Below are 26,538 nucleotides of genomic sequence, written 5' to 3' on the forward strand. Positions count from 1 at the left end.
GGGGGGGGGGGGGGTGCGGGTGGACATGAGCGGCGGGTTCGGCGAACAGGACCTGGGGGGCTTCTCGGACTTCTTCCGCACGTTCTTCGGGGGTGCGGGAGGGGGAGGTGGCTTCGAGGATGCGTTTGCGACCCGGCCCGGCGCGGACCTCGAACAGACCGTAGAGCTGAGCCTGCGGGATGTGCTTCGGGGTACCACCCGTACGGTGGAGGTGAGAGGTCAGGGGCACCGCCGCGTGGAGGTCAAAATTCCCCCCGGGGTGAAGGAGGGCTCGCGGGTGAGGGTTGCCGGCGAGGGAGGGGGCGAGGCGGGGGGGCCGCGGGGCGACCTCTACCTTCGCGTGCACATCACGCCCGACCCGAAGTTCGAGCGGAAAGGCGACGACCTCCAGACCACCGTGACGGTGCCGCTCACCACGGCCGTGCTCGGGGGCGAGGCCGATGTCCCCACCCTCGAGGGACCGGTGGGGATCAAGGTCCCCCCCGGAACCGCCCCCGGACAGACGTTCCGGCTGCGCGGCCACGGCCTGCCCCGTCTGGAGGCGGGCGGGGGCCGCGGGGATCTGCTCGCCACCCTGGGCGTGGCTGTCCCTAAGAAGCTGAACTCCCGGGCTCGGGAGCTCTTCGAGGAGCTGCGGGGGCTCGGACACTAGGCGCGCGATAGAGCGGCGGCGCCTTGACCAGCCGCGGGGGTCGGAGCTATTATCCGTCCATCGGAGGAGGACAATTGATGAAAGGCAAGCTGGTCGCGGGCCTGACCGCGGCGGTCGCGCTGGTCGGTTTGAGCGGGGCGGCGCAGGCGCAAAGCAAGAAAGCCGACCGTCCCAAAGTGGCGGTCATGGACTTCGACTACGGCACGGTCAACAACTGGTGGGGACAGTACGACATCGGCAAGGGCATGGCCGATCAGGTCGTGGACGCCCTCGTGAACGACGGCTCCTTCCGTGTCATCGAGCGGAAGAAGTTGGACACGGTGCTGGCCGAGCAGGACTTTGCCCGTAGCGACCGCGCCGACCCCAGTGCGGCCAAGCTCGCCAAGGTCGGGAAGGTGCTGGGCGTGAAGTACATCATCGCTGGCTCCATCACGAAGTTCGGGGGCGAGGAGAAGACCTACGGCGGGGGCGGTTTTGGAGGGGGCAAGATCGGCGGCCTCGGCCTGAAGAAGGCCAAGACCTACGTGACCCTGACCGCGCGCATGATCGACGCCACCACGGGTGAGGTGCTGATCTCCGCCAAGGGCGAGGGCCTCTCGACCAAAGGCGGCGGTCTGGCCTTGGGCGGAGCCGGCGGCGGCGGAGGCGCGGGATTCGCCATGGGCACCAGTAACTACAAGGACAGCGCCATCGGGGACGCGCAAGAGCAGGCCACCCAGAAGCTCGTGGCCCAGCTCGTGGCCCGCAAGGATCGCCTGGAGGAGTAGCTCTTTCCAGGTCACGCGGGGCCGCCGGTTGCCGGCGGCCCCTCTTTTTTTCTACACTCTCCCCGTCGGTACACTCTTCTCCCTGTCCATGTCTGAACCCGTCCTCACGATCGCCAACCAGCTCACCATCCTGCGCATGGCCCTCGCCCCCGTCCTGGTCGTGCTTCTGCACTACCGGGCCCACACGGGGGCCCTCATCGTTTTCGTGGTGGCGGGGTTGACGGACCTCTTGGACGGACTGATCGCCCGCCTGGGGCACCAGCGGACCACCCTCGGCGCCACCCTGGATCCGGTGGCGGACAAGATCCTGCTCGGCTCCTCCTACGTGGCGCTGACCTGGAGCTCGGGGCTCTATTGTGCGATCCCCGTCTGGCTGACCGTGACCCTCCTCTCCCGGGACGCCATCATCGTGGTGAGCGTGGCCGTGATCAACCTGACCCTGGAGCGCCGCGTCTTCTACCCCTCCCTGCTCGGCAAGTTCGCCACCGGAAGCCAGCTTCTGACCGCGGGGGTCGTGTTCCTGATGAACGCGGCGGGGGAGTGTCTGCCTTTGGTGGAGCACCTTTGCCGGCTCACTGCCGCGATCACCGTGGCTTCCGCCCTGCACTACGTTTATCGGGCCTCGGTCCGGCGGGTCCCGCGGCTTCCGGGCGCCTGAGCGGGTCGCGGAAGGCCGATCAGACCCCGAGCTTCTGGCGGAAGTAAGCGAGGGTGTTGGCGAGCCCCTCTTCCAGGGACACCCGTGGCTCCCAGCTGAGCCGCTCGCGGGCCCGGGTGATGTCGGGCTGACGCACCCGGGGGTCGTCGACGGGGAGGGGCCTCGTCACGATCCGGCTCTGCGAGTCGGTCAGGGTCAGGATCCGCTCCGCGAGCTGGCGGATGGTCAGCTCCTGGGGGTTGCCCAGGTTCACGGGTTCGTCGACCTCGGAGGTCATGAGGCGGTAGACCCCGTCCACGAGGTCGGAGATGTAGCAGAGGCTCCGGGTCTGGCTCCCGTCCCCGAAGACGGTGACGTCTTCCCCCCGCAGGGCCTGGCTGAAGAACGCGGGGATGGCGCGGCCGTCCTCCACCCGCATGCGGGGTCCGTAGGTGTTGAAGATGCGGGCGATCCGCGTCTCCACCCCATGCACACGGTGGTAGGCCATGACCATGGCCTCCGCGAAGCGCTTGGCCTCGTCGTAAACCCCGCGGGGGCCCACGGGGTTGACGTTGCCCCAGTAGTCCTCCCGCTGTGGGTGGACCAGGGGATCCCCGTAGACCTCGGAGGTGGAGGCGAGGAGAAAGCGCGCCTTCTTGGCCTTGGCCAGGCCGAGGCCGTTGTGCGTGCCCAGGCTGCCCACCTTGAGGGTCTGGATGGGCACCCGCAGGTAGTCGATGGGGGAGGCCGGGCTGGCGAAGTGGAAGATGAAGTCGAGGGGGCCGGGTAGGGAGATGTAGTTCGTAACGTCGTGCTTGACGAAGAGGAAGTCCCGTCCCGTGAGGTGCGCGATGTTGGTGACATCGCCCGTGAGCAAGTTGTCCATCCCGACCACGCTCAAGCCCTGGTCGAGCAGGTACTCGCAGAGATGGGATCCGATGAACCCGGCGGCCCCGGTGACGAGGGCCCTAGGCAAAGCTCAGCCCGCCGCCCGGGACGGGGGGCGGGGGCGGGAGCGCTCCGCACCGCGTCCCCTCAGTAGGCATGCTTTTGGCCAAACCCCCGGAAGAGGGTCAGGATCAGGATCTTGATGTCGAGGAGGAGCGACCAGTTCTCGATGTAGTAGAGGTCATACTCGATCCGCTTCTCGATCGACGTGTTACCGCGCCAGCCGTTCACCTGGGCCCAGCCCGTGATCCCGCTCTTGACCCGGTGGCGCAGCATGTACTGCGGGATCTGCTTCTTGAACTGGGCCACGAAGGGCGGCCGCTCGGGGCGTGGCCCCACCAGGCTCATGTCCCCCAGGACCACGTTGATGAGCTGGGGGAACTCGTCCAGGTTGAAGCGCCGGAGCCAGGCCCCGATCGGGGTGCGCCGCGGGTCCTCGGAACTGGCGAAGACGGGGCCGGTGTCCTTCTCCGCCTCGTCCACCATGGTTCGGAACTTGAAGATCTGGAACGTCCTCCCGTCCAGGGTCATGCGCTCCTGGCGCAGCAGGATGGGGCCCTTGCCCCCGAAGAGCTTGATGAGGAGCGCGATCAGCGGGAAGCCCAGGCAGAGCACGAGCAGGAAGGCGGTGCCGATCACCACGTCCATGACCCGCTTGACCATGCTGTTCCAGCCCCGGAGGGGGACCTCGTTGAGGCTGATGATAGGGATGCCGTCCAGGTCCTCCAGGGCGGCCTTGATGGTGGCGTACTGGACGAGATCGGGCACGACCTTGATGTCGAGGCACTCGTTGCTCACGGCCTTGATGAGGCCGACCAGCTTGGCATGGTCCTCGAGGGGCAGGGCCACGTAGATCTGATCGGCGCCCGTCTGCCGGGCCACCTCCGCCGCCTGCTCCAGCGTGCCCAGGACCGGGAGCCCCCCCAGACCCGAATGGCCAGGGGTGTCGTCCAGGAAGCCTAGGACACGGTAGCCCAGCTCGCGGTGGGCCCCCAGCGTCTCCGCCACCGCCCGACCCAGGTCGCCCGCGCCCGCCACCAGGACCTTCCTCACGTTGTAGCCCGCTGCCCAGAGCCGCTCCAAGTAGCGGCGTAAGGCAGAGCGACCCAGATTCAGGAGGACCACGTCGAGGAGGACGAACAGACCCACCACCGCCTGGCTGTATTCCCAGAGCGGGGCCACCTCGGGCTGGAACCGATAGTAGACGCGGACGTAGAGCGTGGTCCCCAGGGTCAGGGCGGTTGCGATGAGGACGCTGAAGAGAATGCCGAAGAACTCATCAATGCGACTGCGGCCGCGCTTCACCTGGTAGAGGCCGTGGAAGTAGAGCACCGCCGGCCAGAGCACGGAGAGGAGAGGCAGGAGCAGGAGATAGCGCGAGAGCTCGGGCACGCCCTTGGTGACCGGGATGACGCGGCCGAGGGCTTCGAAGCGGAGGAGGTAAGCCAGGATCCAGGCCAGGTTCGTGGCCACCACGTCGACGACGACGAACGCGGCGACCATCACGCGGGTCTGGAACTTCACCATGGGGGGTTCGTTCTCATGCGGGCCAGGCTCCCCTGGGCGGCTCCTCCGTCCGCCCCTGCTCCTTGAGCGCCTTCTCCACGAAGGCCCGGAACCGAGATTCGAACACTTGGCGGCTGCAGGCCTCGGCGCGGGTTCGAAGCGTAACCCTATTAAAACTCAGGGTCTCCAGGGAGTCAACGGCGGCCTTGAGGCCGGCGGGGGAGCCCTCCCCGAAGAGCACCCCCGTCTCACCCGGAGTGACCGATTCCGGGCCCCCGCCCTCGGCGAAGACCACGGCCGGGCGGCCGCAGGCCATCGCCTCCAGGGGCACGATGCCGAAATCCTCGATCCCGACCATGAGCACGGCGCGGCACGATCGGTAGAGCTCGCGCAGGGTGGGGTCGTCCACCCGGCCGATGAACGTCGCCTCGGGGGGGGCGAGGGCCCGGAGCCGGGCCTCCTCCGGGCCGGTGCCCACGATCTTGAGGGGCCGCCCGGTGCCGCGATAGGCCTCCAGGACGAGGTCCACCCGCTTGTAGGGGGCGAGGGCGGAGACCACGAGGTCGAAGTCGCCCGCGCCGCCCGCGCCGGGCGTGAAGAAGTCGGTGTCGACGGGGGGCGGGATCACCTCCGCCTCGCGGCCGTAGTAGCGAAGGATGCGGGCGGCCACGTGACGGCTGTTGGCCGCGTAACGGTCGACGGCACCGGAGGTCGCCACATCCCAGGCGCGGAGGGCCTCCGCGGCCAGGGGAACGACCCGGCGGGCCAGGGGGGAGAGCCGGGGAGGGGCGAAGTAGTCGAGGTAGCGGTCCCAGACGTACCGCATGGGGGTGTGGCAGTAGCAGAGGTGGAGGGCACCCGACGCGGCCCGCACCCCCTTGGCCACGCAGTGGGAGCTGGAGATCACGAGATCGTGGCCGGCGAGGTCGATAGAGGCGGCGGCGGCGGGAAAGAGCGGCAGGTAATGACGGTAGTGCCGGGCCGCGCCGGGGAGGGATTGCACGAACGTGGTGCGGATGTCGCGCGCCTCCAACTCCGGGCAGAGCGAACCCCGCACGTGCAGAAGGGTGAAGATGGGTGCTTCGGGAAAGAGCCGGGCCAGGGAGAGGAGAACCTTCTCCCCCCCCCGCATGCCGGTGAGCCAGTCGTGGACGAGGGCGACCTTCAGCGCATTTCCTGGGCGGCCAGCGCGGGGAGCGGCCGCCCCAGGGCCCTCAGATAGCCGGAGTGGATGGCCTTGACCGAGCGTTTCCAGCTGAAGTCGCGGACGCGGGACCGGCCCCGCTCCACGAGCACCGCGCGCAGGGCGTCGTCGCCCAGAACCCGCTCGATCCCAAGCGCGATCTCGTCCACGCTGTAGGGGTCCACGAGGAGGGCGGCGTCACCGACCACCTCGGGCAGGGAGGAGATGCGCGAGGTCACGACGGGGGTGCCGCAGGCCATGGCCTCCAGGGGAGGCAGGCCGAACCCCTCGTAGAGGGAGGGAAAGGCGAAGACCGAGGCCAGGCGGTAGAGGGCGGCCAGGGTGCGGTCGGGCACGAAGCCGAAGAAACGCACGTCCTGGCGCACCCCCGCGGCCTCCACGCTCCGGCGCAGGGAGCCGTAGCGGGTCACCTCGTCCCCGATGATGAACAGCTTCAGGTCGTCGTGGCCCGGGCGCTGCTTCACGCGTCCGAAGGCGGCGATCAGGCGTTCGAGGTTCTTGTGGGGCTTGATGTTCCCCGCGAAGAGCACGAAGCGGCCGCGGATCTGGTAGCGCTCCTTGACACGCTCCATCTCCTCCGGGCCGGGATCCTCCAGCATGGTGGCGTCGATCGCGTTGGGCACGACGAGAACGCGCTCGGGGTCGGCCCAGGGATAGAAGCGGAGGATGTCGCGGCGCGAGGCCTCGGAGACCGTGAACACGAGCGCGCTGCGGCGGATCGCGCTCCCCATCATGAAGTGCGCGTAGCGCCAGCCCATGCGGCTGGGCAAGTACTGGGGGAAGAGGAGGTGGATGCAGTCGTGGATGGTCACGACCGAAGGGATGGTGCAGAGCAACGGACGCACGTAGTGGGGCGAGTGGAGGAGCTCGGCCCCGAGCCGGCGGAGCTTGATCGGGATCGTGATCTGCTCGCGGAGGCTATAGCCGGCGGAATCATCCACCACGGGCACGAAGTTGTCGGCCAGGTCGCGGAGGGTGGGGGCGTCGTTGTGGTGGCAGAAGACGAAGTAGGTGCTGTCACCGTCCAGGCCGGCTAGGTGCCGGACCAGGTTGCGGACGTAGGTCCCGATCCCATAGTCCCTCCACTTCCGGGCGTCGATCGCGACCCTCATCGGGACTGCCGCTCCTTGATGAGCTCCTCGCCGCCGGTCGGGGCCCCTCGATTCCCAGAGGTCTCATCCAGGAGGCGCGGGGTCGGGGTCCACGTCGGGTGTCTCTCTCCAAGTGCCACTCCCACCCTAACATGAGCTCCCCGCCGGCCGCAAAGGGAATCAGCCCCTCCGCGCCGCGCGAAGGAGCCGGCCCGCGTCGCGACGCCGGGCCTGGCGTTCCGGCCCCGGCCCGAGGGCGGCCGCCCATCGGGAAAGGGCGAGCAGGAAGACGCGGGCGCGGAGGAAGGCGCGGGGCAGCCATCCGTTGTGCTTCCGGTAGTAGAGGATGTGGCTCCGGTGGTACTCCAGGTCCGCCCGGGAGCCCGCCCTCTGCATGCTCCGTCCGAGATGGTGGAGAACCTCTGCGGCGGGGGTGAAGAGGATCCGCCACCCCGCCCGACGCACCCGGACACAAAGGTCCACGTCCTCCTCGTAGAGGAAGAACGCTTCGTCGAATCCGCCCACGGCGAGGAGGGCCTCTCGCCGCGCGAGCAGGCAAGCGGCCGAGACCCAGACCGGCTCGTGTTCATCCGCGTGGATCCGCTCGGCCCGGGCCAGGGCGGCGGGGACGCGCGCGCGGACGCCGCGCACCAGGCGCCGCTGTCCCCACTCGCTCAGGGGCGTCAAGGCCGGCCCCGATGAGACCTGGATGGTCCCGTCCGTGCCCCGGGTGCGGGGCGCCACCACCCCGACTTCCGGCCGCGCGTCGAGGAGGGCGACGAGGGTCTCGAGGGCGCCCGGGCGGACCTCGGCGTCGCTGTTCAGGAAGAGGATGTAAGGGGCTCGTGCCTCGCGTAGCCCGCGGTTGGCGGCCCGGGCGAAGCCGAGGTTCTCCTCGTTCTCGAGCAGAAGGACGGTGGCAAACTCGCGCCGGACCGTCTCCGGCGAGAGATCCGCGCTGGCGTTGTCCACCACGATCACCTGCAAAGGCAGGGTCGGGTGGTCAGCCAGGGAACGGAGGCAGCGGCGGAGCTCCTCGCAGGTGTTGAAGGAGACGACGACCACCGCGACGCGGGCGGGATCGGGCCCCCCTTGGTAGGGCCCCCTCACGGGGTGGCCCCGTGCATCGCGCCCAGGGTTTGACGGGCGGTCTCGGCCCAGGAGTAACGCGCGGCCAGCGCACGCCCCCGGGACACGAGCGACTCCCGCAGGGCCTGTTCGCTTAGGAGGCGATCGAGGGCTCCCGCGACGGCGGTCACGTCTCTTGGCTCCACCACCAGGGCGGCCTCGCCGAAGATCTCGCCCAGGGCCGGCCGCCGGCTGACCAAGAGGGGTACGCCCCGGGCCGCCGCCTCGAGGGCGGGGAGCCCGAAGCCCTCGTACTCGGACAGGAAGACCGCGGCGTCCGCGGCCGCGTAGCACTCGGCGAGGGTGGCCTCGTCCGCGAAGCCCGCGAGCCGCACGTGACCGCCGAGGTCGAGCATTTGGACCAGTCCCTCGAGGTCGAGGCGGGGATGGGTCCGGTTCTCTCCGATCACGTCGAGGCGGAGCCGGGGCCAGGGCCGGCGCAGGAGGGCCACGGCATGCAGCAGCTCGGGCAGGCAGCGGCGGTTCAGGACCGCGCCCACGGTGAGGAGGTAGGGACCGCGGGCGCCCCGGCGGGCCCGCGCCTCTGCCCGGGGGGGCGGGGGCGGCAGGTCGTCGTCGGGGCCAAGGGGGACGTGGAGGATCCGGTCGGCGCAGTCCGGGAAGCGGCCCGCAATTTCGCGCCGTGTGAACTCGGAACAGGCGAGGACGGTGCGGGAGGCGCGGATGCTCGCCGCCACCAGCACCCGCCGGCGAAGACCGTCGAGGGCACCGAAGTCCTGGGGATGGGAGAAGAACGAGAGGTCGTGTACGGCGGTCACCCGGGGGACGTGGAGGGCGAGGGGACAGGTGTAAGCCGGCGAGAAAAAGACCTGGATGCCGTCGGTGCGGGCGGCCTCGGGCAGGCTCCGCTCCTGCCAGAAGAGTCCGCGCCGGGAAGGGAGGCCGCGGCAGAGGATTCGGGGATGGGCGAGGACGGGATCGGCGGGGGGAGGGCCGTTGAAGTAGGCCACGAAACGGTCGTCGGCGCCCGCGGTCCAGAGCCGGAGCAGGTTGCGGAGATAGCGACCCGTCCCCGTGGGCCGGCCTTGCAGCTCCCGGGCGTCGACGCCGATCGTGAGGGCCCCCGTCCCCAAGGGCCCCTGAGCCGGGCTCACCGGCCCAGGATACGGCGGTAGAAGCCCAGGGTCTCCCGCACCGTCGCATCCCAATCGAAGCGCCGGCTCCGGGCGAGGCCCTTCTGCCGCTGTTCCTCCGCATAGGCGGGGTCATCGAGGACTCGTTCCAGGCCCCCCGCGATCGATCCCGCATCGAGGGGATCGACGAGGGTGGCGGCATCGCCGGCAATCTCCTCGAGGGCCGATCCCCGTGAACAGACCACCGGCAAACCCGCGGCCATGGCCTCGGCAGCGGGGAGTCCGAATCCCTCCTCCAGGGAGGGCAGGACTAGGAGGGCGCAGGCGGCCATGAGGGCCCTGAGTTCGCGGGTGGCGAGGTAGCCGGTGGACCGGATCTGGGGGGCGATCTGGGAGCCACCCTGGGCCCATCCGGGGCCGGGTCCAACCAGGACGAGGGGGGGGGTGCGGGGCCGCCGGCGGGCGAGCCCCATGTAGGCCATGGCCAGGTTCACCACGTTTTTGCGCCCCTCGTCGCTGCCCACGTAGAGGATGGCGCCCCGGGGCAGCCCGCGGCGGGCGAGCACGGCCTCGACCTCGGGGGCGGGAACGGGGGCTCGGTAGATGGGGTCGACGCCGTAGGGCGTGACCGCCAGTTTCTCCTCGGGGACGTCCAGGAGGCGCCGGATGTCGGAGGCGGTGAACTCGGACCCGCAAAGGACGCCGTCCGCGCGACGGACGTGGGCCCGCACGAGGGGCACGTAGTCCCGCTGCACCTCCGCCCGCGTCATCTCCGGATGCTTCAGGAAGAACAGGTCGTGGATGGTGAGCACATGGCGGGCCCTCCGGCCGGGGACGATCAAGGGGTGGGGCGAGTGGATGAGGTCCAGGGGAGCCCCCACCAGGCGGTCCAGGGCCGGCGCCCCCAGCCGGTTCCAGGCGAAGTTGAGGGCGCGGACGGGGATGCGGCGGTCCACGAAGGTGACGTTGGGGGCCCAGGCGCGGGGGGGGTAGCGATCGCGGAGAGAGGCGGAGAAGAAGAAGAAGCGGTCCTCCGGCGCTGCCACCGGCAGCCTCTCCGCGAGGGCGAGGATGTAAGCCCCCGCCCCCGTGGGCCGCAGGAGGGAAGGCCGGAGGTCGAGGCCCACATTCATGGTCGGTTCCGGAAGCGATGATACCAAGCCGGGCCCAGGGGCACGAGGGGCTCCGGAGAGGGTCGTTGTGCTAAAGTCACCGCTCGCTCCCGTGGCCGCCACGGTGGGCCGGAGATACTCGATCGTGAACATAGGAGTGGTGGGCAGCGGATATGTCGGCCTCGTGGTCGGTGCGTGCTTGGCGGAGAACGGCAACTCCGTGGTCTGTGTCGACTCCGACGCAGAAAAGGTCGCGGCCCTCTCCGGGGGCGTGATCCCCATCTACGAGCCGGGGCTCGCGGAGATGGTGCCGCGCAACGTTGCCGAGGAGCGCCTGCGCTTCACCACCGATCTCGCGGGCGCGGTGCGGGGAAGCGAGGTGCTGTTCATCGCGGTGGGGACGCCCCAGGGCGAGGACGGCTCCGCGGATGTGAAGTACGTGCTCGGGGTGGCGGAGGGCATCGCCCGCGCCATCAACGGGTTCAAGATCGTGGTCAACAAGTCCACGGTTCCCGTGGGCACCGCCAAACGCGTGCGGGAAGTCATGGCCGCCATTACCACCCATCCCTTCGCGGTCGTCTCCAACCCCGAGTTCCTGAAGGAAGGGGTGGCGGTGGACGACTTCCTGAAGCCGGACCGGATCGTCATCGGCACCGATGACCCGAAGGTGGAAGCGGTGATGCGGCAGCTCTACGAGCCCTTCGTGCGCACCGGCAACCCCATCCTGGTCATGGACCACGCCTCCGCCGAGCTCACCAAGTATGCGGCCAACGCCATGCTCGCCACCCGCATCTCCTTCATGAACGAGATCGCCAACCTCTGCGACAAGGTGGGAGCCGACGTCCGCCAGGTGCGGCTGGGGTTGGGCCGGGACGGCCGGATCGGGGCCTCTTTCCTGTTTCCGGGCGTGGGCTACGGCGGCTCCTGCTTCCCCAAGGACGTGAGGGCGCTGCTCCGCATCGGCCACGACCTGGGCTGCGAGATGTCGGTGGTGGCGGCGGTGGATCGAACGAACGAGATGCAGAAGCGTAGCCTCGTCCCCCGCATCGAGGCCTATCTGGGCGGCCTGGCCGGCCGCGTGGTGGCGGTGTGGGGGCTGGCCTTCAAGCCCCGCACGGACGACGTGAGGGAGGCCCCCGCCCTGGCCATCATCGAGGCCCTCCTGGCCGGGGGCGCCGCCGTCCGGGCCTATGACCCCAAGGCCAGCGGGACCGCGCGCCGGATCTTGGGCAACCGCGTGGCCCTGTGCTCGCGGAGCTACGAGGCGGTGGAAGGGGCGGACGCGCTGGTAGTGGTCACGGAGTGGAACGAGTTCCGGGAGCCCGACTTTCAACGGATGAAGTCCCTGATGCGCCGCCCCGCGGTCTTTGATGGACGGAACATCTACGAGCCGAAGCAGCTGCGGGAGCTGGGTTTCCATTACGAAGGCATCGGCCGGCGGTGAGGGTGCTGGTCACGGGCGGCGCCGGCTACATCGGCAGCCATGCCGCCCGTGAGCTCAAGGACGCGGGTCACGACGTGGTCGTGCTCGACGACCTCTCGGCCGGGCATCGGGGGGCGGTCCCGGCCGGGATCCCCCTGGTGGTGGGCGACCTAGGCGATACGGGCGCGCTGCGTCGGGCCCTCTCCGGCGTGGAGGCGGTCCTCCATTTTGCGGGCCTCCTGAGCGTCGGGCAGTCGGTCGCGGATCCCATGCCCTATTACCTGACCAACCTCACGAAGGGGGTGGCCCTGCTCGGGGCCATGGCGGAGGCGGGCGTGCGGAAGCTGGTCTTCAGCTCCACCTGCGCGGTCTACGGGATGCCGGTCCGCATTCCCGTGGACGAGGACCATCCCCAGGACCCGATCAGTCCCTACGGGGCGACCAAGCGGGCCTTCGAGAGGGCCCTTGCCGACCTGGCCACGGCCGGGCGTCTGAGCGCGGTGTCTCTGCGCTACTTCAACGCCTCCGGCTGCCATCCCGACGGCTCGTTGGGCGAGGATCACCGTCCCGAGGAGCATCTCATCCCCCTCGCCCTGGACGCGGCGCTCGGACGGCGGCCCCCCCTCACCATCTATGGGACCGACTACGACACCCCCGACGGGACCTGCATCCGCGACTACATCCACGTGCAGGATCTGGCCCGGGCCCATATCGTTGGTCTGCGCGCGCTCGAGGGCGGCGAGCCCTTTCAGGCATTCAACCTGGGGAGCGAGAGCGGCTATTCCGTGCGGGAGGTCCTCCAGTCGGTGGAGCGGGTGGCGGGCAAGCCGGTGCCGGCCCGGGCCGGCGCGCGGCGACCGGGAGACCCCCCCCGGCTCGTGTCGTCCGCGGCCCGAATGCGTGCCCTCGGGTTCCGCCCCACCCATGTGGAGCTGGACGGCATCGTGGAGACGGCCCTGCGCTGGAGGTTGGATCACCCACGGGGCTACGGGGCGGCGGCATGAGCCGGGGCCGCCCCACCCCCCTCCTCGACCCCCTCCTGACCGTGGTCATGCCGGTTTACAACGAGGCGGCCACGGTGGAAGAGATGGTAGGGCGGGTGCTGGCAGTTCCCCTCCGTCTCGAGCTCATAGCCGTAGACGACGGCTCCCGAGACGGCAGCCGAGAGATCCTGCTCCGCTTGGCGGGGGAAATGGGCTTCAAGGTCCTGCTCCAGGAAAGGAACCAGGGGAAGGGGGCGGCGGTCCGCCGGGGCATCGAGGAGGCGAAGGGAGACGTGATCGTCATCCAGGACGCCGACCTCGAATACAGCCCCGAGGAATACCCGGAACTGATGGACCTCATCGTGAAGGGCAAGGCGGATGCGGTGTTCGGCAGCCGCTTCATCGGCCGCCACCGCTGCTTCCTCTTCACCCATTACCTGGCGAACCTGTTCCTGAACCTCGTCACCAACGTGCTCTACAACACCACTCTCACGGACATGGAGACCTGTTTCAAAGCGGTGCGGGCGGACGTCCTCAAGAGCCTGCGCCTTCGCAGCAACCGCTTCGGAATCGAGCCGGAGATCACGGCCAAGCTGTTCAAGCACGGGGCCCGGGTATACGAGGTGCCGATCACTTATGAGGGCCGGGACTACTCGGAGGGGAAGAAGATCACCTGGAAGGACGGCTTCCCCGCACTCTGGACGCTGATCAAGTACCGGTTCATGGACTGAGGCGGGGGCGCCCGGGCATGGGTCACGCCACTGGGGGACGGACGAAAGGGGCCAGGGGCGAAGTTCAGGGCGAGGTCCACCGTACCTTCCTCCTCGGGCCGCGGAGAGTGAGCGCCGCCCTTGCCCTGCCTCGGTGTTCCCGCTATACTTACCCGCCCGGGCCCGCTCGCTAAAGCGCGTCGTTCCAAGGAGATGAGGTCATAGCCCTTCCCGCGTTGCCGCCGCTGAACGGAGTCCCGCCCGCGGCCTCCCCTCGGAGGCGCACCGGCTTGGCGCTGCGGGCCGAGACGCTGGTCGTCTGGGCCCGCTCCGAGGTCCGTCAGTTCATCCGGCTCCTGTCCTACACCCGTCCCTACCGGGGACGACTCCTCCTCTCCTGGGTCGCCACCGCGGGATACGCGGCCTCCGGGGCCGTGCTCGTGTCGAAGGTCAAGCCGATCTTCGACGAGGTCCTGATCCAGGGCGTGAACGTGGGCAGGGTCTCCGCCGCCATCCTCCTCCTCTATCTCCTGAAAGGCGTCTGCTCCTACGTCTCCACCACCCTCGTGGCCTCGGTGGGGCAGAGGGCGGTGACCGACCTGCGCAGCGCCGTGTACGAGCACGTGCTGCAACAGTCGTTCACCTTCCTGGCCCGCCACACCACCGGCGCCCTCATGAGCCACATCACGACCGACGTGGAGAGGATCCAGAACGCGGTCTCGGAGATAGCGGGCGACCTCCTGAAGGAGGGCCTGACCGTCCTCGGCCTGCTGTTCGTCCTTTTCTACATGGACTGGCGGCTGGCCCTGTTCGCGCTGGTGGGCATGCCCCTGGCCTTTATTCCCCTCGTCCGCCTGGGCCGGCGTCTGCGCGCCTCCAACGAGACCTCCCTAAGGCGCTGGCGCGACATCTCCGAGATCCTGCAGGAGACGATCTCCGGATTCCCGGTGGTGAAGGCTTTCGGGATGGAGATGTTCGAGCTCGCGCGCTTCCGCCGCGCCGCCGGCCGGTTGCTCAACGTGAACATGCGGATCACCCGCACCACCGCCGTCCTGCCCCCCCTCATGGAGGCGGTGGGGGGGCTGGCGCTGATCGGGGCCCTTTTCTACGGCAGCAACCGCATCCGCACGGGTGACATGACCCCGGGAGCATTCGCCTCCTTTCTGACCGCGCTCTTCGCCATGTATACCCCCATCAAGCGCCTGTCGCGCGTGAACGCCACCCTGCAGGCGGCCCTGGCCGCCTCCTCGCGGATCTTTGAGGTCCTGGACACCCACGAGGAGGTTCGGGAGGAGAAGGCCGCGCTACCCCTCCCCCGGATGCGGGAGGGGATCGAGTACCGCGGCGTGGGCTTCCGCTACGCGGACGGCCACGGGGCCATCTTGCGGGGAGTGAGCTTCGGGGCCTGCATGGGCGAGGTGGTGGCGATCGTGGGGACGAGCGGGGCCGGCAAGACCACGCTCGTGAACCTCCTCCCGCGCTTCTACGACGTGACGGAGGGGGAGATCACCATCGACGGGGTGGACGTGCGGCGGGGGACGCTGGCCAGCCTGCGCGACCAGATCGGTCTCGTGACCCAGCAGACCGTGCTCTTCAACGACACCGTTCGCGCGAACATCGCCTACGGCCTGGAGGACGTGGACGCGGCCCGCGTGGAGTCGGCCGCCCGGGCCGCCTTCGCCCACGACTTCATCCTGGACCTGCCCCGACGCTACGACACCGTCATCGGGGAGCGGGGGAGCCGGCTCTCGGGGGGGCAGCGGCAGCGCATCGCGATCGCACGGGCCATCCTGAAGGACCCCCCCATCCTCATCCTGGACGAAGCCACCTCCGCCCTGGACGCGAAATCGGAGCGGCTCGTGCAGGACGCGCTCGCGAACCTCATGAAAGGACGTACGACCCTCGTCATCGCCCACCGTCTGGCCACGGTTCGGGAGGCCGCCCGGATCGTGGTCCTGGAGGGGGGCGAGGTCCGGGAGGTGGGGACGCACGAGGAGCTTCTGCGCAAAGGGGGGGTCTACAGCCGGCTCCACGACCTGCAGTTCGCGCCCGAGGACCCCGCCGTATGATCCGGTCGATGACCGGCTTCGGATCCGCAGCGGCGGAGTCCGAGACGCTGCGGGCGGCGGTCACCGTGCGCAGCCTGAACCACCGCTATCTGGACCTCACCGTCCACCTCTCCCGACGGCTGGTGCCCCTCGAGCCCGAGATCAAGGAACTGGTGCAATCCCAGATGTACCGGGGCCGGGTGGAGCTCTCGCTGGAGGCCACGTTTCCCGATGCCTGGGCGGAGGAGGTGGTGGCCTCCCGCCCCCTGGTGTCGCAGCTCGTGCACACCTTGCGCCAGATGCAGGCCGAATACGGTCTGGAGGGAGGGGTGCAGGTGTCGGACATCCTTCGTTTCCCAGGTGCGCTCCAGACCGCGGAGGCCCCCCCCGTCCTGGACCCCGATCGGCGGGGGCGTCTGCTGGCCCTCGTGGGGCAGGCGCTTCAGGGCCTGGCCGCCATGCGGGAGGCGGAGGGGCGGCGGCTCGAAACCGAGCTCCTCCGGAGCCTGGCCGCCATCTCGAGCGGGGCGGACCGCATCGAGGCCCTCTCCGTGGCGTCCCGGGAGGGGCGCCGCGAGGTCCTGCTGGAGAGGCTGCGCGGCCTCTCCGTGGAGCTGGGCCTCGACGACGCCCGTCTCTACCCGGAGGTGGTGCGGGCGGTCGAGCGGCACGACGTGAGCGAGGAGGTCCAGCGCCTCCGTTCGCACGCGGCCATGGCCCGGGAGCTCATCGAGGGGCAGCCGCCCTCGGGGAAGCGCCTGGACTTTCTGGCCCAGGAGCTGATGCGGGAGGCCAACACCATCGGGAGCAAGATCGCGGACGCCGCCCTCGTCCGGGAAGTGGTGGGCCTCAAGAGCGAGGTCGAGAAGTTCCGGGAGCAGGTCCAAAACGTTGAGTAGTCCACGGCCGAGCGTGGTGGTGGTCTCTGCCCCCTCGGGGGCGGGGAAGTCCACCGTGCTGGGAGTTGTGGTCCGGGAGCTCGAGGGGATCCGCTTCTCCGTCTCCCACACCACTCGCCCGCCCCGGCCGGGCGAGAAGGAAGGGGTCCAGTATCACTTCGTGGACCACGCGGGCTTCGAGAAGATGAGGGAGCAGGGCCTGCTCCTCGAGTGGGCCCCCGTGCACGGGTACCTATACGGAACCGCGCTTGCCGAGTACGAGCGAGCCCAGCGGGAAGGGGTGGACCTGCTCCTAGATCTGGACGTGCAGGGAGCGGCCAAGGTGCGGGCGATCCTCCCCGACGCCGTGACCGTCTTCATCCTGCCCCCATCCTATGAGGACCTTGAGCGGCGGTTGCGCGGGCGGGGCCAGGACGACGAGGCCGCCATCCGTCGGCGGCTAGAGGTGGCCCGCGAGGAGCTAAGCCGCTGCGTGGAGTATAATTACGCGATCGTGAACGACGACCTCGCCACCTGTGTGGAGGCGCTAAAGGCCGTCATCCGGGCTGCGCGCTTTCGCATGAGTCGTATGGAAGGGCCGGCCCGGGCCATCCTGGCTACCTTTACTTCGAACAAGGAGACATGAAATCAATGCAGCAGCCGAGCCAGCCGCAATTGATCCTGCCCAAGGACGTGGACAGCAAGTTCCGCTTCATCACCGTGGCCGCCCAGCGGGCCAAGCAGCTTCAGAACGGGGCCAAGCCTCGGGTAGAAGTGAAGAGCCGCAAGGCCACCCGGGTGGCCATCGACGAGGTCCTGGCGGGTTTGGTCTCCTGGGAAGTCCGGGATAAGCCGCCCGCGCCCGTGCCCGAAGCCTGAGGGAGCCCCTTGCCGACCGTCGTCCTGGGCGTCACCGGATGTATCGGGGCCTACAAGGCCTGCGAGATCCTGCGCGAGCTTCAGAAGCGCGAGGTGGACGTCCACGTGGTCATGACGGAGAGCGCGACCAAGTTCGTGGCCCCCCTGACCTTCGAGGCCCTCTCCCGCCACCCGGTCTTCCTCGATCAGTGGGCCCTGGGGGAGCAGAGCGACATCCGCCACATCAGCCTGGCCGACGCCGCCGACCTGCTGCTCGTGGCCCCCGCCACCGCGAACACCCTGGGCCGGTTTGCCCGGGGGATCGCGGACGACGCGCTCAGCACCCTCTACTCCGCCACCACCGCGCCCGTAGTGGTGGCTCCGGCCATGAACGTCAACATGTTCAGCCACCCGGCGGTGCTGGAGAACCTGCGCATCCTGCGCGGTCACGGGGTACGCATCGTGGAGCCGGGGGCGGGCTATCTGGCCTGCGGCTGGCTGGGCAAGGGCCGGCTGGCCGAGGTGGGGGAGATCGTGGAGGCGGCCCTGGCCGCCCTGGCCCGGCGACGGGACCTGGCCGGGGAGGCGGTGCTCGTCACCGCGGGGCCCACCGTGGAGGACATCGATCCCGTGCGCTTTGTCTCCAACCGGTCCTCGGGGCGGATGGGCTACCGGCTGGCGGAGGGAGCGCGCGACCGGGGGGCGCGCGTGACCCTCATCTCCGGCCCCACCTCCCTGCCCGCGCCGCGGGGCGTGGACTTCGTGTCCGTCCGCTCCGCGGAGGAGATGTCCCGGGCCGTGGAGGAGCGACTGGGGGGAGCGACGGTGGTGGCCATGGCGGCGGCGGTCTCGGACTATCGCCCGGCCACGGTGTCTCCCACCAAGCTCAAGAAGACGGACGGGCCCTCCCGGCTCGAGCTCGTGCGCACCCCCGACATCCTCAAGTCGCTGGGGGAGGGCAAGGGAGAGAGGATCCTCATCGGCTTCGCGGCGGAGACCGATCACCTGCGGGAGGCGGCCCGGGAGAAGCTCCGCGCCAAGCGCCTGGATTTCATCGTAGCCAACGACGTGACGACGCGAGAGGCCGGCTTCGGCGGGGAGATGAACGCGGCCGTCCTCATGGACGCGGACGGGCGGGAGACGGAAATTCCGCTCATGAGCAAGCGTGAGCTGGCGGAGCGGGTCTGGGACGCGGTGGCCGCCCTCCGCGCCGGGAAGGGCCGGGGCCGCCTCCAAGAGGCGGGAAAGGGCCGGTGAGCGAGCGGGACGAGGTCCTGGGGGAGCTCCGGGAGCGGGCCCGCTTCTACGCCACCCTGACCACTATCGGCGTGCCCGCCCCCCCGCCCGCCGCTCCCCCCGCGGCGGGTCCGACCGTGGGGGGAGAGGAGCTTAAGGCCGTTCGGGAGTCGCTCGGGGACTGCCAGCGTTGCAAGCTCGCCCACGGCCGCCGGAACATAGTCTTCGGCCAGGGCAACCCCGAGGCGCGCCTCATGTTCGTGGGCGAGGCGCCTGGGTCCGAGGAAGATGTGCAGGGCCTGGCCTTCGTGGGCAAGGCCGGTCAGCTCCTCACCCGGATCATCGAGGCCATGGGAATGAGCCGCGACGAGGTCTACATCGCCAACGTGATCAAGTGCCGCCCGCCCGAGAACCGCAACCCGGAGCCGGACGAGATAATGGCCTGCCAGCCGTTCCTCCAGAAACAGATCGAGACCATCCATCCCCGGGTGATCGTGGGGCTCGGCAAGTTTGCCGGCCAATGGCTGCTCAAGACCGCGGAGCCGATCTCACGCCTGCGTGGCCGCCTCGGGGAATACGAGGGCATCCGGGTCATGCCCACCTACCACCCCGCCTACCTTCTGCGGAACCCAGGGGCCAAGAAGGATGTCTGGGAAGACATGAAGGTCGTGCGCGGGCTCCTCGGCGCGTAGGCCCGCGGTTCCACGGGACCTGGCCCGGCCGTACCCCGCGGTAAGTTAACGGCCGCCATGGAAGGCCGCGCCGTCAACGTCGCCCTCCCCCTCCCCCTGCAGGTCGCCTTCTCGTACCGCCTGCCCCCGGGCCTGCCCACCCCGGAGCGGGGCGTGCGCGTGCTCGTGCCTTTCGGCTCGCGCCGCGTGATCGGGGTGGTCACGGGCTCGGCGGAGGAGGGCTCGGAGCGGGCCCTGAAGGACATCGCGCAGGTGCTCGACGATGGTCCGCTCGTGGCCTCCCCCCTGCTCGATCTGGCGGCCTGGGTGGCCGATCACTACCTCGCACCCCCCGGGGAGTGCTACCGGCTGGTGCTCCCGCCGGCGGGGATCAGAGCCAGCCGGGCGGTGGCGCGTCTCGCCCGGCCGGAGGCGGCCCCCGGAGATCCTGTGGTGGACGCCCTGCGCGGGGGCCCCCTCCGGGTGTCGGTGCTCGCGCATCGGCTGGGCGTCGCGTCCGAGGGTCGCCTGGCTCGGCTGCGCGCGGCGGGTATCGTGGAGGTCGACCAGGACCTGCGCGCTCCAGGGTTCCGTCGCGTGCGGGTGGCGGTCCTCACCGGGGCGGGGGCTCACGCCCGCGGCGCCGCCCAGCAGGAGGTTCTCGACCGGCTCCGGGAGGCCGGGGGCCGAGCCCGCCTCGCCGAGCTCGTGCGCGACCGGAGTTCCCTGCGCGGCGCGCTTAAGCGTCTGGTCCTGGGGGGCGCGGTCCGGATGGAGGAGGAGAGCGACGTGCGCGCCGCGGAGATGCTGCCCGGGGGAGCGGGGACCGCGCCCACCCCCACCGAGGACCAGGCCCGCGCTCTGGAGCCAATCCTGGAAGCGGTGTCGGCGCGGCGCTTCGCCCCCTTCCTCCTGCACGGGATCACGGGCAGCGGGAAGACCGAGGTCTACTTTCGGGCCGCCGAGCGCGCGCTCGACCAGGGCGGCGGCGGCCTCATCCTCGTCCCCGAGATCGCTCTCACCCCCCTTCTCGTGCGCGCGGCCACGGCCCGCTTCGGGAACACCGTCTGCGTGCTCCACAGCGAGCTCTCGGCGGGGGAAAGACACGATCAGTGGTGGCGGGTTCGGGAGGGAGGGGCCCGCTTGGTGCTGGGGGCGCGCTCGGCGGTGTTTGCGCCCGTCAAGGACCTGGGCCTGATCGTGGTGGACGAGGAACACGAGGCCGCCTACAAGCAGGATGAGAGCCCCCGCTATCACGCACGGGACGTGGCGGTGATGCGGGCCACGATCGAGGGAGTCCCCGTGATCCTGGGCTCGGCCACGCCCTCCGTGGAGTCGCACGCCAACGCGCTCCGCGCCAAATACACGAGGCTCGTCTTGCCCGCGCGCATTGGGCCCCGGGGACTCCCCAAGGTGCAGATCGTCGACCGCCGCCAGGTCCTGAAGGCGGGGGGGGACCCCATCTTGAGCCCTCCCCTGCGGGAGGCCCTGGCGGACCGTCTGGCCCGCCGGGAGCAGGCCCTCCTCCTCCTGAACCGCCGCGGCTGGGCCACCAGCCTCCTCTGCCGCGAATGCGGCCTGGAGGCCGCGTGCCCCAACTGCTCGGTGTCGCTGGTGCTCCACGAGGGGGGAGGCACGGCCCTTTGCCACTACTGCGGCCACCAGGGCCGGGCCCCCACCGCCTGCGGCTCCTGCCGCGGCGCCTACCTACGCCTCACCGGCTACGGCACCGAGCGCGTGGTGGAGGCCGTCCGGGCCGCGCTGCCGAACGCGCGCGTGGACCGCCTGGACCGGGACCGCGCGGGTCGCCGGGGCACGGTGGCGCGGGTCCTGGCCGCCTTCGAGGCGGGGGAGACTGACATCCTGGTCGGCACCCAGCTAATCGCCAAGGGCCACGACTTCCCCCGGGTCACTCTCGTGGGGGTGGTGGATGCCGATGTCGGCCTGGGCCTGCCCGATTTCCGGGCCGCGGAGCGGACCTTTCAGCTCCTGACCCAGGTGGCGGGCCGGGCCGGACGGGGGGAGGTGGCAGGCGAGGTCATCCTCCAGAGCCACATGCCCGACCACTATGCGCTCGGCTTCGCGTGCGCGCAGGACTACGAGTCGTTCTTCGAACGGGAGATGGAATACCGACGGACCATGGGCTACCCGCCTGTACAGGCCCTCCTGAACCTGGTCGTGCGCTCTCGGGAGGGGGCGGCGGGGAGGGGGGAGGCGGAGGCGCTGGCCCGCAGTCTGCGCGAGGGGGCGGGGACGTACCGGGTGCTGGGCCCGGCCCGGGCTCCCCTGGCCCGCCTGCGGCGGGAGCACCGGTTCCAGATCCTGCTCAAGGGCTCGCGCCGCGCCATGCGCGAGGCGGTGCAGCGGGCACTGGTCGCGCGCTACGGACCGACCCGCTGGCCGGGGGTGTCGGTGGACGTGGATCCCCTCAGCGTGATGTGAGTAGGGCTCACTCGCCGAAGAGTGAGCGCCACGTGAACAGGAACGGGCTCGGCGTGAAGGAGACCGCGAAGACAAGAAAGCCGAGAATGCCGACCGCCACCCTCACCCAGCCGAGGGGGGCGTGGTCGTTGAGGGTCGGCGGGTGGGGACGGCGGCCGAGGAGGAGGAGCAGAAGGCTCCACAAGAGCCAGGAGGGATGGAAGTAGAGCAGCGCCAGACAGGCCACAATTCCCAGCCGTGAAATGAGGGCCGCCCGTCCACGGACGAGGGCGTAGGTCACGTGGCCGCCGTCGAGCTGGCCGACCGGCATCATGTTGAGGGCGGTCACGAGAAGGCCGAACCAGGCGGCCAGACCGAGGGAGCCGATGGCCAGGGTCATGCCCTCCGGGGAGGGCCCCTGGAGCAGGTCGACGATCCATTGAAAGAGGAGCGGCGCGCCGAAGCCGAGGTATTCAGTTCCTTCGCCGCCGTTAGGCGGGGGAATCCAGCGCGCCTCCAGGACTCCGAGGACGAGTACGGGCAGGCAGACGACAAAGCCGGCGAGGGGCCCTGCGATACCGATATCGAATAGGGCCTTCCGGTTCGGGATCGGACTCCTGATCCTGATGACCGCTCCGAACGTGCCCACAAAGGGCAGAGCCACCCACCCGAGGAGGCCTCCGAGGGGCAGCCACAGTCCGGGGATGAAGAAAGGAAGCGTGGCGTCGACTCTGTAGTAGCGGCAGGCCAGGTAGTGGCCCATCTCATGGGAGAGAAGGATGGATATCAGGGCCACTGTGAGCTTGAGTCCTTCTCCGACGTCCCCAGACCTCTGCGCGCCCGCGAGGCAGACGGAGATCGCGGTGAGCGCGAAGAGGACGACGTGGCGGCCCCATCGGTTCCAGCCGGATTGGCGGGGGCGAAGCTCCGGGAAGCCGCCCGCCCAAGGATCCTCCTCGGGGGTGAGGTGCGCTTCGGACTTCCCGACGGTGGGGTGGGGCCCGGTCGGGGGCAGGGGAAACCTCACGCGGCGCCGGAGTCGGGCGCTACTGACTGAGGTTCTGGAGGTCCTTGCCCGGCTTGAACCGGATGGTTCGGCCTGGCGGGATCTTCACTTCCTTGCCCGTCCGCGGGTTGCGACCGATTCCGCGCTTTCTGGGCTTGACCTGGAAGACGCCGAACCCCCTGAGCTCGATCCTCTCCCCCTTCATCATGGAGTCCTTCATGGCCTCGAGGACGGCCTCGACCGCCACCTCGGCCTTGACTTTCGTGATGTCGGCCGCCTTGGAGACCTCGTTGATGATGTCCACCTTGATCATGGGGATGGACCTCCTTCTAAGTGCCACGTATTATAGGACTAGCCGGAATTCGGTGTCAAACGAACAGTGCTCCCTATCCCTCGCATCGCGATCGTCGGCCGGCCCAACGTGGGGAAGTCCACGCTCTTCAACCGCATCTGCGGTCGACGCAAGGCCATCACCGACAGAGGGGCCGGCTCCACGCGGGACCGGAACTACGCGCAGGTCTCGTGGCAGGGCGCGGCGTTCGAGCTTGTCGACACCGGGGGGCTCCTGCTCGAGACGGACGATCCCCTGCTGGGGCCCGCCGCCGACCAGGCAAAGCGGGCCATAGACGAGGCCGACCTCGTCCTTTTCGTGGTGGACGGACGGGCGGGGCTTCTGCCCGACGATGCCTCCATCGGCCGGCAGCTTCGGCGCGGGGGCAAGCGGGTGGTTGTGGCCGTCAACAAGATCGAGGGCGCCTCCGACGGTGCCCCCGAGTTCGCCCGGCTGGGCTTCCCGACCGTGCTGTCGCTGTCCGCCGAGCATGGGCAGGGTGTGGGTGATCTGCTTGATGCCGCGCTCATGGCCCTGCCGCGGGTGGCGGTGCCGGAGGAGGCGTCCCCGCCCCTGAGGCTCGCTCTCGTGGGCCGGCCCAACGTGGGCAAGTCGTCCCTGCTCAACCGGCTGCTGGGGTCGGAGCGAGCCGTGGTGTCCGCCATCCCGGGCACCACGCGGGACACCGTGGACAGCCTCCTCGAACAGGGGGGCAAGCGCTACCACTTCTTTGACACCGCGGGCATAAGACGGCAGCGCCTCTTGAAGGAGACGGTGGACCAGGTCAGCGTCGTCCAGGCCCGGCGCTCCATCGAGCGGGCGGATGTGGCGATCTTGCTCCTGGACGCCACGGAGGGAGTCCGCGAGATGGACGCCACCATCGCCGGCTACATCCAGAAAGCGGGTCGGGGGGTGGTGATCGCGGTCAACAAGTGGGACCTGGCCCGCGAGCACTCCGCGACCATGCGCGGCTTCGAGGCCGAGGTGCTCCGCCATCTCAAGTTCCTGAGCTGGGCGCCCCGGGTTTTCGTGTCCGCGCGGAGCGGGAAGGGCGTGGCCGGGCTCTTGAGCACGGCCGAGCGCGTGCAGGCCGCCCGCCAGACCCGGGTGACCACGGGGGAGCTGAACCGCCTGCTGGCGCGCGCCGCGGAGGCCCATGCCCCCAAGGCGGACAAAGGCAACCGGCAGGTGCGGATTCTCTTCGGGACCCAGATCGGGATCGCACCCCCCACTTTCGTGCTTTCCCTCAACCATCCTGTCGACCTGCACTTTTCCTACCAACGCTACCTCGAGAACCAGCTTCGGGCGGCCTATGGGTTCGAGGGCACGCCCATCGTGCTCAAGGTGCGGACCCGAAGACACTGAAATATCCTTGAGGGACGGCCCTCTTGACACCTCCAGTACGCTTTCTTCTTGACATCGCCAGGGGGGTCTCATATAATGGTTGAAATCCTTAGCGTAAGCCTTTGTAACTCCTGACTTTTCGCCTTTTCTTGAGCTGGTTCGGGCTCCCATGACGAAGGCCGACATTGCCAGGATTGTGTACGAAAGGCACGGGGGCATCTCGAACCGCGAAGCTGCGCGGCTGGTCGAAATCATCTTTGAGTCCATCAAGCGCCATCTCGGGGAGGGCGAGAAGGTCCAGATCACCGGGTTCGGAACGTTCGTGATCCGCCAGAAACGGGAACGGCGAGGACGCAATCCCCAAACTGGAGAGGAGATGTTGATCAAGCCCCGCAGCTCCGTTGTGTTCCGCCCGTCAAAGCTCTTCGCCCCGGCCGCAATCGAGTAGCTCTCTGCGGTCGCCCGCGATGGAAAAGCAGATCCCCAACAAGCTCTTCTTCAAGATCGGGGAGGTCTGCGAGATCACCGACACCCAACCTTACGTGCTGCGTTACTGGGAATCGGAGTTCCCGGCCCTGGCCCCGGCCAAAAACAGCTCGGGCCAGCGGATCTACCGGCGCCGGGACATCGAGACCGTGCTGCGGATCAAGCAGCTCCTCTACGAAGAGGGCTTCACGATCGCGGGGGCGAAGAAGCGGCTGGAGTCCGAGCTCGCGGGCCGCACCCCGACGCCCACCCCCGAGGGCCAGGTCACGCCGCCTCCCGACGACCAAGGGCGCGCCGTGCTCCGTGAGGTCCGGCAGCAGCTGCGGGAAATATTGACTCTGCTCCAGCGGGATGATACAAAACGGGTTTGACCGTCGGCGTCTCGGGATGTGGCGCAGCCTGGTAGCGCACCTGCTTGGGGTGCAGGTGGTCGCCGGTTCAAATCCGGCCATCCCGACCATAGCCCTTCCCGGGGTAGAGTCGCTCCTCCCCGACGGTGGCCGGAGCGAGTGCGACGCGAGCCGACCCCAAGCGAGGAGGTGACCGGTGGAAGTCCTTTCGACGCTCTTCTCCCCGGCCCGACTGGCCTTCGCGGGGTACATTCTGCTCGTGTACCACGGCGTCCTTGGCCCGCGTCGCTGGTGGCTCATCACGCTCCTCTTTTTCGTGGCGGAGATCCTTCACAACGATTGCCTGAAACCCGCTTTCAATAAGTGGGGCGAACGTCTCGCCGACTGGAACTGGAAGAAAAAGAAGTAGCCGCTCCGCGCGACTCCCACCCCGCCCGCTCACCACTGCTCCCGTCGTTCCCACGGGCCGTCCTCCTCGTCCCCTGAGGAGCGAGTCCTCTGCTCGGCGGCCGCGGGGGCCCTCCCCGATTTGTGGTATTCTGCTCGTTCGATTTGCGGGCCGAGGTCCACACCGGGCAGCCACGCGAGGGAACACCGGAGAGCATGTCGCCTCACCCCTGGGCTTGTTGGTGTGCGGTTGGTCGCGGAACCGAGTCCACCCATCCCGACCGTGACCGGCCGACCGCGCTCCTCGCCCCCGGACGCGGTCTTGGGGTTTTCCCCCTTCCATGAGCCAGCCACTCCTCCTGGTGACGAACGACGACGGTGTCCATGCCCCTGGTATCCGGGCCCTGGCCGCGGCCCTGGCCCACCTGGGGGAGGTGCACATCGTGGCCCCCGACCGGGAGGTGAGCGCCTGCGCCCAGTCCCTGACCCTGAAGCACCCGCTGCGGGCGGAGACCATCGAACCGCGGGTCCACGCCGTGGACGGCACGCCCGCGGATTGCGTGAACCTGGCCCTGGTCAAGCTGCTGCCCCGTCGCCCCGACCTCGTCCTCTCGGGGATCAACCGCGGGGCCAATTTGGGAGAGGACGTCTTCTACTCGGGCACGGTGGGGGGGGCACGGGAAGGGACGTTCTTCGGGCTCCCCTCGGTGGCCATTTCGCTCGCGGCGCGGGCGGAGATGGACTTCGAACCCGCGGCCGCGTTCGCGGCCAAGCTGGCGGCCCTGGTCCTGGAGAAGGGGCTACCGGAGCGCACGCTGCTCAACGTCAACGTCCCCCCCGGGAGCCCGCGGGGCACGGCCATCACCGTGCAGGGGCGGCGGGAGCACGAAGGAACCATCCTCGAGGGCCTCGACCCGCGTCGCCGGACGTACTACTGGATCGAGGAGGGCCGCGATCGGTGGGTGAGCGACGAGATGTCGGACATCCACGCGATCCGGCAGGGATTGATCTCGATCACGCCCCTGCAGACCGACACCACCCACCACGCCGTGCTCGCCGCCTTCCGGGGCTGGGAGCCGGGGCTCAACGGCAAGGGGCGGAAGTAGCCCCGTTTCCGGGCGTGCTCCCGGGGGCCGAGAGGGCTCTGCCCTCAGCCGCCGGCTCCAGCCGGACGGCAAGCTCGAGGGCCGAGCTTCTTGGGCGGCCCGGCGTCCTTCTCCCACGGCCGGGCTGAGTCGGACCAGGGAGGCGGGTGGATATGGTCGGC

At 69.5% G+C, this 26,538-nt stretch carries 27 protein-coding genes and 1 tRNA gene; 19 read left to right on the top strand and 9 right to left on the bottom strand.

Annotation, left to right across the window (positions count from 1 at the left end; translation table 11 throughout):
• The 3 genes from VN461_06905 to VN461_06915 form a co-directional block, all read left to right on the top strand.
• On the top strand, positions 1-652 hold a 652-nt coding region (locus VN461_06905), incomplete at its 5' end, for a J domain-containing protein (protein ID HXB54496.1).
• Positions 653-729: 77 nt separating this feature from the next.
• Entirely contained in the window at positions 730-1,419 is a 690-nt protein-coding gene (locus tag VN461_06910) for a CsgG/HfaB family protein (protein ID HXB54497.1), read from the top strand.
• A gap of 88 nt (positions 1,420-1,507) precedes the next feature.
• On the top strand, positions 1,508-2,077 hold the full coding sequence (locus VN461_06915; GenBank protein HXB54498.1) for a CDP-alcohol phosphatidyltransferase family protein: 570 nt from the start codon (positions 1,508-1,510) through the stop codon (positions 2,075-2,077).
• A gap of 19 nt (positions 2,078-2,096) precedes the next feature.
• Here the strand turns inward: VN461_06915 and VN461_06920 are convergent, their stop codons facing one another.
• From VN461_06920 to VN461_06950, 7 genes are all read right to left on the bottom strand, one after another.
• On the bottom strand, positions 2,097-3,032 hold the full coding sequence (locus VN461_06920; GenBank protein HXB54499.1) for a UDP-glucuronic acid decarboxylase family protein: 936 nt from the start codon (positions 3,030-3,032) through the stop codon (positions 2,097-2,099).
• Positions 3,033-3,091: 59 nt separating this feature from the next.
• Positions 3,092-4,531, bottom strand: a complete 1,440-nt coding sequence (locus tag VN461_06925; GenBank protein HXB54500.1) for an undecaprenyl-phosphate glucose phosphotransferase — start codon at positions 4,529-4,531, stop codon at positions 3,092-3,094.
• A 13-nt stretch (positions 4,532-4,544) separates the two neighbouring features.
• Entirely contained in the window at positions 4,545-5,642 is a 1,098-nt protein-coding gene (locus VN461_06930) for a glycosyltransferase (protein ID HXB54501.1), read from the bottom strand.
• A 32-nt stretch (positions 5,643-5,674) separates the two neighbouring features.
• A complete protein-coding gene (locus tag VN461_06935; GenBank protein ID HXB54502.1) occupies positions 5,675-6,826 on the bottom strand; it encodes a glycosyltransferase family 1 protein in 1,152 nt (383 codons plus the stop codon).
• 159 nt (positions 6,827-6,985) lie between these two features.
• The gene (locus VN461_06940) at positions 6,986-7,915 is read right to left on the bottom strand and encodes a glycosyltransferase family 2 protein (protein HXB54503.1); all 930 of its coding nucleotides are present in this window, start codon (positions 7,913-7,915) and stop codon (positions 6,986-6,988) included.
• Positions 7,912-9,048, bottom strand: a complete 1,137-nt coding sequence (locus tag VN461_06945; GenBank protein ID HXB54504.1) for a glycosyltransferase family 1 protein — start codon at positions 9,046-9,048, stop codon at positions 7,912-7,914. The genes VN461_06940 and VN461_06945 overlap by 4 nt, the downstream gene beginning before the upstream one ends.
• Positions 9,045-10,160, bottom strand: coding sequence for a glycosyltransferase family 1 protein (locus VN461_06950; protein ID HXB54505.1), 1,116 nt, complete (start codon positions 10,158-10,160; stop codon positions 9,045-9,047). The genes VN461_06945 and VN461_06950 overlap by 4 nt, the downstream gene beginning before the upstream one ends.
• 124 nt (positions 10,161-10,284) lie before the next feature.
• Here VN461_06950 and VN461_06955 point away from each other — a divergent pair, with 124 nt between their 5' ends.
• From VN461_06955 to priA, 10 genes are all read left to right on the top strand, one after another.
• Complete coding sequence (locus tag VN461_06955) at positions 10,285-11,583, top strand: UDP-glucose/GDP-mannose dehydrogenase family protein (protein HXB54506.1); 1,299 nt, start codon at positions 10,285-10,287, stop codon at positions 11,581-11,583.
• Positions 11,580-12,566 (top strand): UDP-glucose 4-epimerase GalE, encoded by a 987-nt coding sequence (gene galE / locus VN461_06960; GenBank protein ID HXB54507.1) that lies wholly within the window; start codon positions 11,580-11,582, stop codon positions 12,564-12,566. Before VN461_06955 ends, galE begins: the two co-directional genes overlap by 4 nt.
• Positions 12,563-13,276: a glycosyltransferase family 2 protein gene (locus VN461_06965; protein ID HXB54508.1), complete on the top strand. Its 714-nt coding sequence runs from the start codon at positions 12,563-12,565 to the stop codon at positions 13,274-13,276. Before galE ends, VN461_06965 begins: the two co-directional genes overlap by 4 nt.
• Before the next feature lie 269 nt (positions 13,277-13,545).
• On the top strand, positions 13,546-15,324 hold the full coding sequence (locus VN461_06970) for an ABC transporter transmembrane domain-containing protein (GenBank protein HXB54509.1): 1,779 nt from the start codon (positions 13,546-13,548) through the stop codon (positions 15,322-15,324).
• A gap of 8 nt (positions 15,325-15,332) precedes the next feature.
• On the top strand, positions 15,333-16,202 hold the full coding sequence (locus VN461_06975; protein HXB54510.1) for a YicC/YloC family endoribonuclease: 870 nt from the start codon (positions 15,333-15,335) through the stop codon (positions 16,200-16,202).
• Complete coding sequence (gmk, locus tag VN461_06980) at positions 16,195-16,827, top strand: guanylate kinase (protein ID HXB54511.1); 633 nt, start codon at positions 16,195-16,197, stop codon at positions 16,825-16,827. The genes VN461_06975 and gmk overlap by 8 nt, the downstream gene beginning before the upstream one ends.
• Positions 16,824-17,060 carry a DNA-directed RNA polymerase subunit omega gene (gene rpoZ, locus VN461_06985; GenBank protein ID HXB54512.1) on the top strand — a complete coding sequence of 79 codons (237 nt, stop codon included), beginning with the start codon at positions 16,824-16,826 and terminating at the stop codon, positions 17,058-17,060. The genes gmk and rpoZ overlap by 4 nt, the downstream gene beginning before the upstream one ends.
• Positions 17,061-17,069: 9 nt before the next feature.
• On the top strand, positions 17,070-18,296 hold the full coding sequence (coaBC, locus tag VN461_06990) for a bifunctional phosphopantothenoylcysteine decarboxylase/phosphopantothenate--cysteine ligase CoaBC (protein ID HXB54513.1): 1,227 nt from the start codon (positions 17,070-17,072) through the stop codon (positions 18,294-18,296).
• Positions 18,293-18,967 carry a uracil-DNA glycosylase gene (locus VN461_06995; GenBank protein ID HXB54514.1) on the top strand — a complete coding sequence of 225 codons (675 nt, stop codon included), beginning with the start codon at positions 18,293-18,295 and terminating at the stop codon, positions 18,965-18,967. Before coaBC ends, VN461_06995 begins: the two co-directional genes overlap by 4 nt.
• Positions 18,968-19,024: 57 nt before the next feature.
• Positions 19,025-21,388: a primosomal protein N' gene (gene priA, locus VN461_07000; protein HXB54515.1), complete on the top strand. Its 2,364-nt coding sequence runs from the start codon at positions 19,025-19,027 to the stop codon at positions 21,386-21,388.
• 7 nt (positions 21,389-21,395) lie between these two features.
• Here priA and VN461_07005 read toward each other — a convergent pair whose 3' ends face one another.
• Both VN461_07005 and VN461_07010 read right to left on the bottom strand, forming a co-directional pair.
• On the bottom strand, positions 21,396-22,394 hold the full coding sequence (locus VN461_07005; GenBank protein ID HXB54516.1) for a site-2 protease family protein: 999 nt from the start codon (positions 22,392-22,394) through the stop codon (positions 21,396-21,398).
• A gap of 19 nt (positions 22,395-22,413) precedes the next feature.
• The gene (locus VN461_07010) at positions 22,414-22,686 is read right to left on the bottom strand and encodes an HU family DNA-binding protein (GenBank protein HXB54517.1); all 273 of its coding nucleotides are present in this window, start codon (positions 22,684-22,686) and stop codon (positions 22,414-22,416) included.
• Between the two features lie 66 nt (positions 22,687-22,752).
• Here VN461_07010 and der point away from each other — a divergent pair, with 66 nt between their 5' ends.
• The 6 genes from der (at position 22,753) to surE (ending at position 26,377) form a co-directional block, all read left to right on the top strand.
• On the top strand, positions 22,753-24,069 hold the full coding sequence (gene der / locus VN461_07015; protein ID HXB54518.1) for a ribosome biogenesis GTPase Der: 1,317 nt from the start codon (positions 22,753-22,755) through the stop codon (positions 24,067-24,069).
• Positions 24,070-24,217: 148 nt separating this feature from the next.
• Positions 24,218-24,496, top strand: a complete 279-nt coding sequence (locus tag VN461_07020; GenBank protein HXB54519.1) for an integration host factor subunit alpha — start codon at positions 24,218-24,220, stop codon at positions 24,494-24,496.
• Positions 24,497-24,515: 19 nt separating this feature from the next.
• Positions 24,516-24,905: a MerR family transcriptional regulator gene (locus VN461_07025; GenBank protein HXB54520.1), complete on the top strand. Its 390-nt coding sequence runs from the start codon at positions 24,516-24,518 to the stop codon at positions 24,903-24,905.
• 12 nt (positions 24,906-24,917) lie between these two features.
• A tRNA-Pro gene (locus tag VN461_07030) sits at positions 24,918-24,994 on the top strand.
• A gap of 86 nt (positions 24,995-25,080) precedes the next feature.
• Positions 25,081-25,293 (top strand): hypothetical protein, encoded by a 213-nt coding sequence (locus tag VN461_07035; protein ID HXB54521.1) that lies wholly within the window; start codon positions 25,081-25,083, stop codon positions 25,291-25,293.
• A gap of 319 nt (positions 25,294-25,612) precedes the next feature.
• A complete protein-coding gene (gene surE / locus VN461_07040) occupies positions 25,613-26,377 on the top strand; it encodes a 5'/3'-nucleotidase SurE (GenBank protein HXB54522.1) in 765 nt (254 codons plus the stop codon).
• Positions 26,378-26,538 lie beyond the last annotated feature (161 nt).

Source organism: Vicinamibacteria bacterium (assembly GCA_035570235.1).
GTDB lineage: Bacteria > Acidobacteriota > Vicinamibacteria > Fen-336 > Fen-336 > DATMML01.

What these genes read in the sequence shown, in the direction of transcription:
- VN461_06950 (HXB54505.1), bottom strand. Translation starts at nt 10,160, where the DNA reads ATGAATGTGGGCCTCGACCTCCGGCCTTCCCTCCTGCGGCCCACGGGG.
- surE (HXB54522.1), top strand. Translation starts at nt 25,613, where the DNA reads ATGAGCCAGCCACTCCTCCTGGTGACGAACGACGACGGTGTCCATGCC.
- VN461_07025 (HXB54520.1), top strand. Translation starts at nt 24,516, where the DNA reads ATGGAAAAGCAGATCCCCAACAAGCTCTTCTTCAAGATCGGGGAGGTC.
- VN461_06925 (HXB54500.1), bottom strand. Translation starts at nt 4,531, where the DNA reads ATGGTGAAGTTCCAGACCCGCGTGATGGTCGCCGCGTTCGTCGTCGTC.
- VN461_06935 (HXB54502.1), bottom strand. Translation starts at nt 6,826, where the DNA reads ATGAGGGTCGCGATCGACGCCCGGAAGTGGAGGGACTATGGGATCGGG.
- VN461_06910 (HXB54497.1), top strand. Translation starts at nt 730, where the DNA reads ATGAAAGGCAAGCTGGTCGCGGGCCTGACCGCGGCGGTCGCGCTGGTC.
- VN461_06965 (HXB54508.1), top strand. Translation starts at nt 12,563, where the DNA reads ATGAGCCGGGGCCGCCCCACCCCCCTCCTCGACCCCCTCCTGACCGTG.
- VN461_07020 (HXB54519.1), top strand. Translation starts at nt 24,218, where the DNA reads ATGACGAAGGCCGACATTGCCAGGATTGTGTACGAAAGGCACGGGGGC.
- rpoZ (HXB54512.1), top strand. Translation starts at nt 16,824, where the DNA reads ATGAAATCAATGCAGCAGCCGAGCCAGCCGCAATTGATCCTGCCCAAG.
- VN461_06930 (HXB54501.1), bottom strand. Translation starts at nt 5,642, where the DNA reads ATGCGGGGGGGGGAGAAGGTTCTCCTCTCCCTGGCCCGGCTCTTTCCC.
- VN461_06915 (HXB54498.1), top strand. Translation starts at nt 1,508, where the DNA reads ATGTCTGAACCCGTCCTCACGATCGCCAACCAGCTCACCATCCTGCGC.
- VN461_07010 (HXB54517.1), bottom strand. Translation starts at nt 22,686, where the DNA reads ATGATCAAGGTGGACATCATCAACGAGGTCTCCAAGGCGGCCGACATC.
- VN461_06975 (HXB54510.1), top strand. Translation starts at nt 15,333, where the DNA reads ATGACCGGCTTCGGATCCGCAGCGGCGGAGTCCGAGACGCTGCGGGCG.
- priA (HXB54515.1), top strand. Translation starts at nt 19,025, where the DNA reads ATGGAAGGCCGCGCCGTCAACGTCGCCCTCCCCCTCCCCCTGCAGGTC.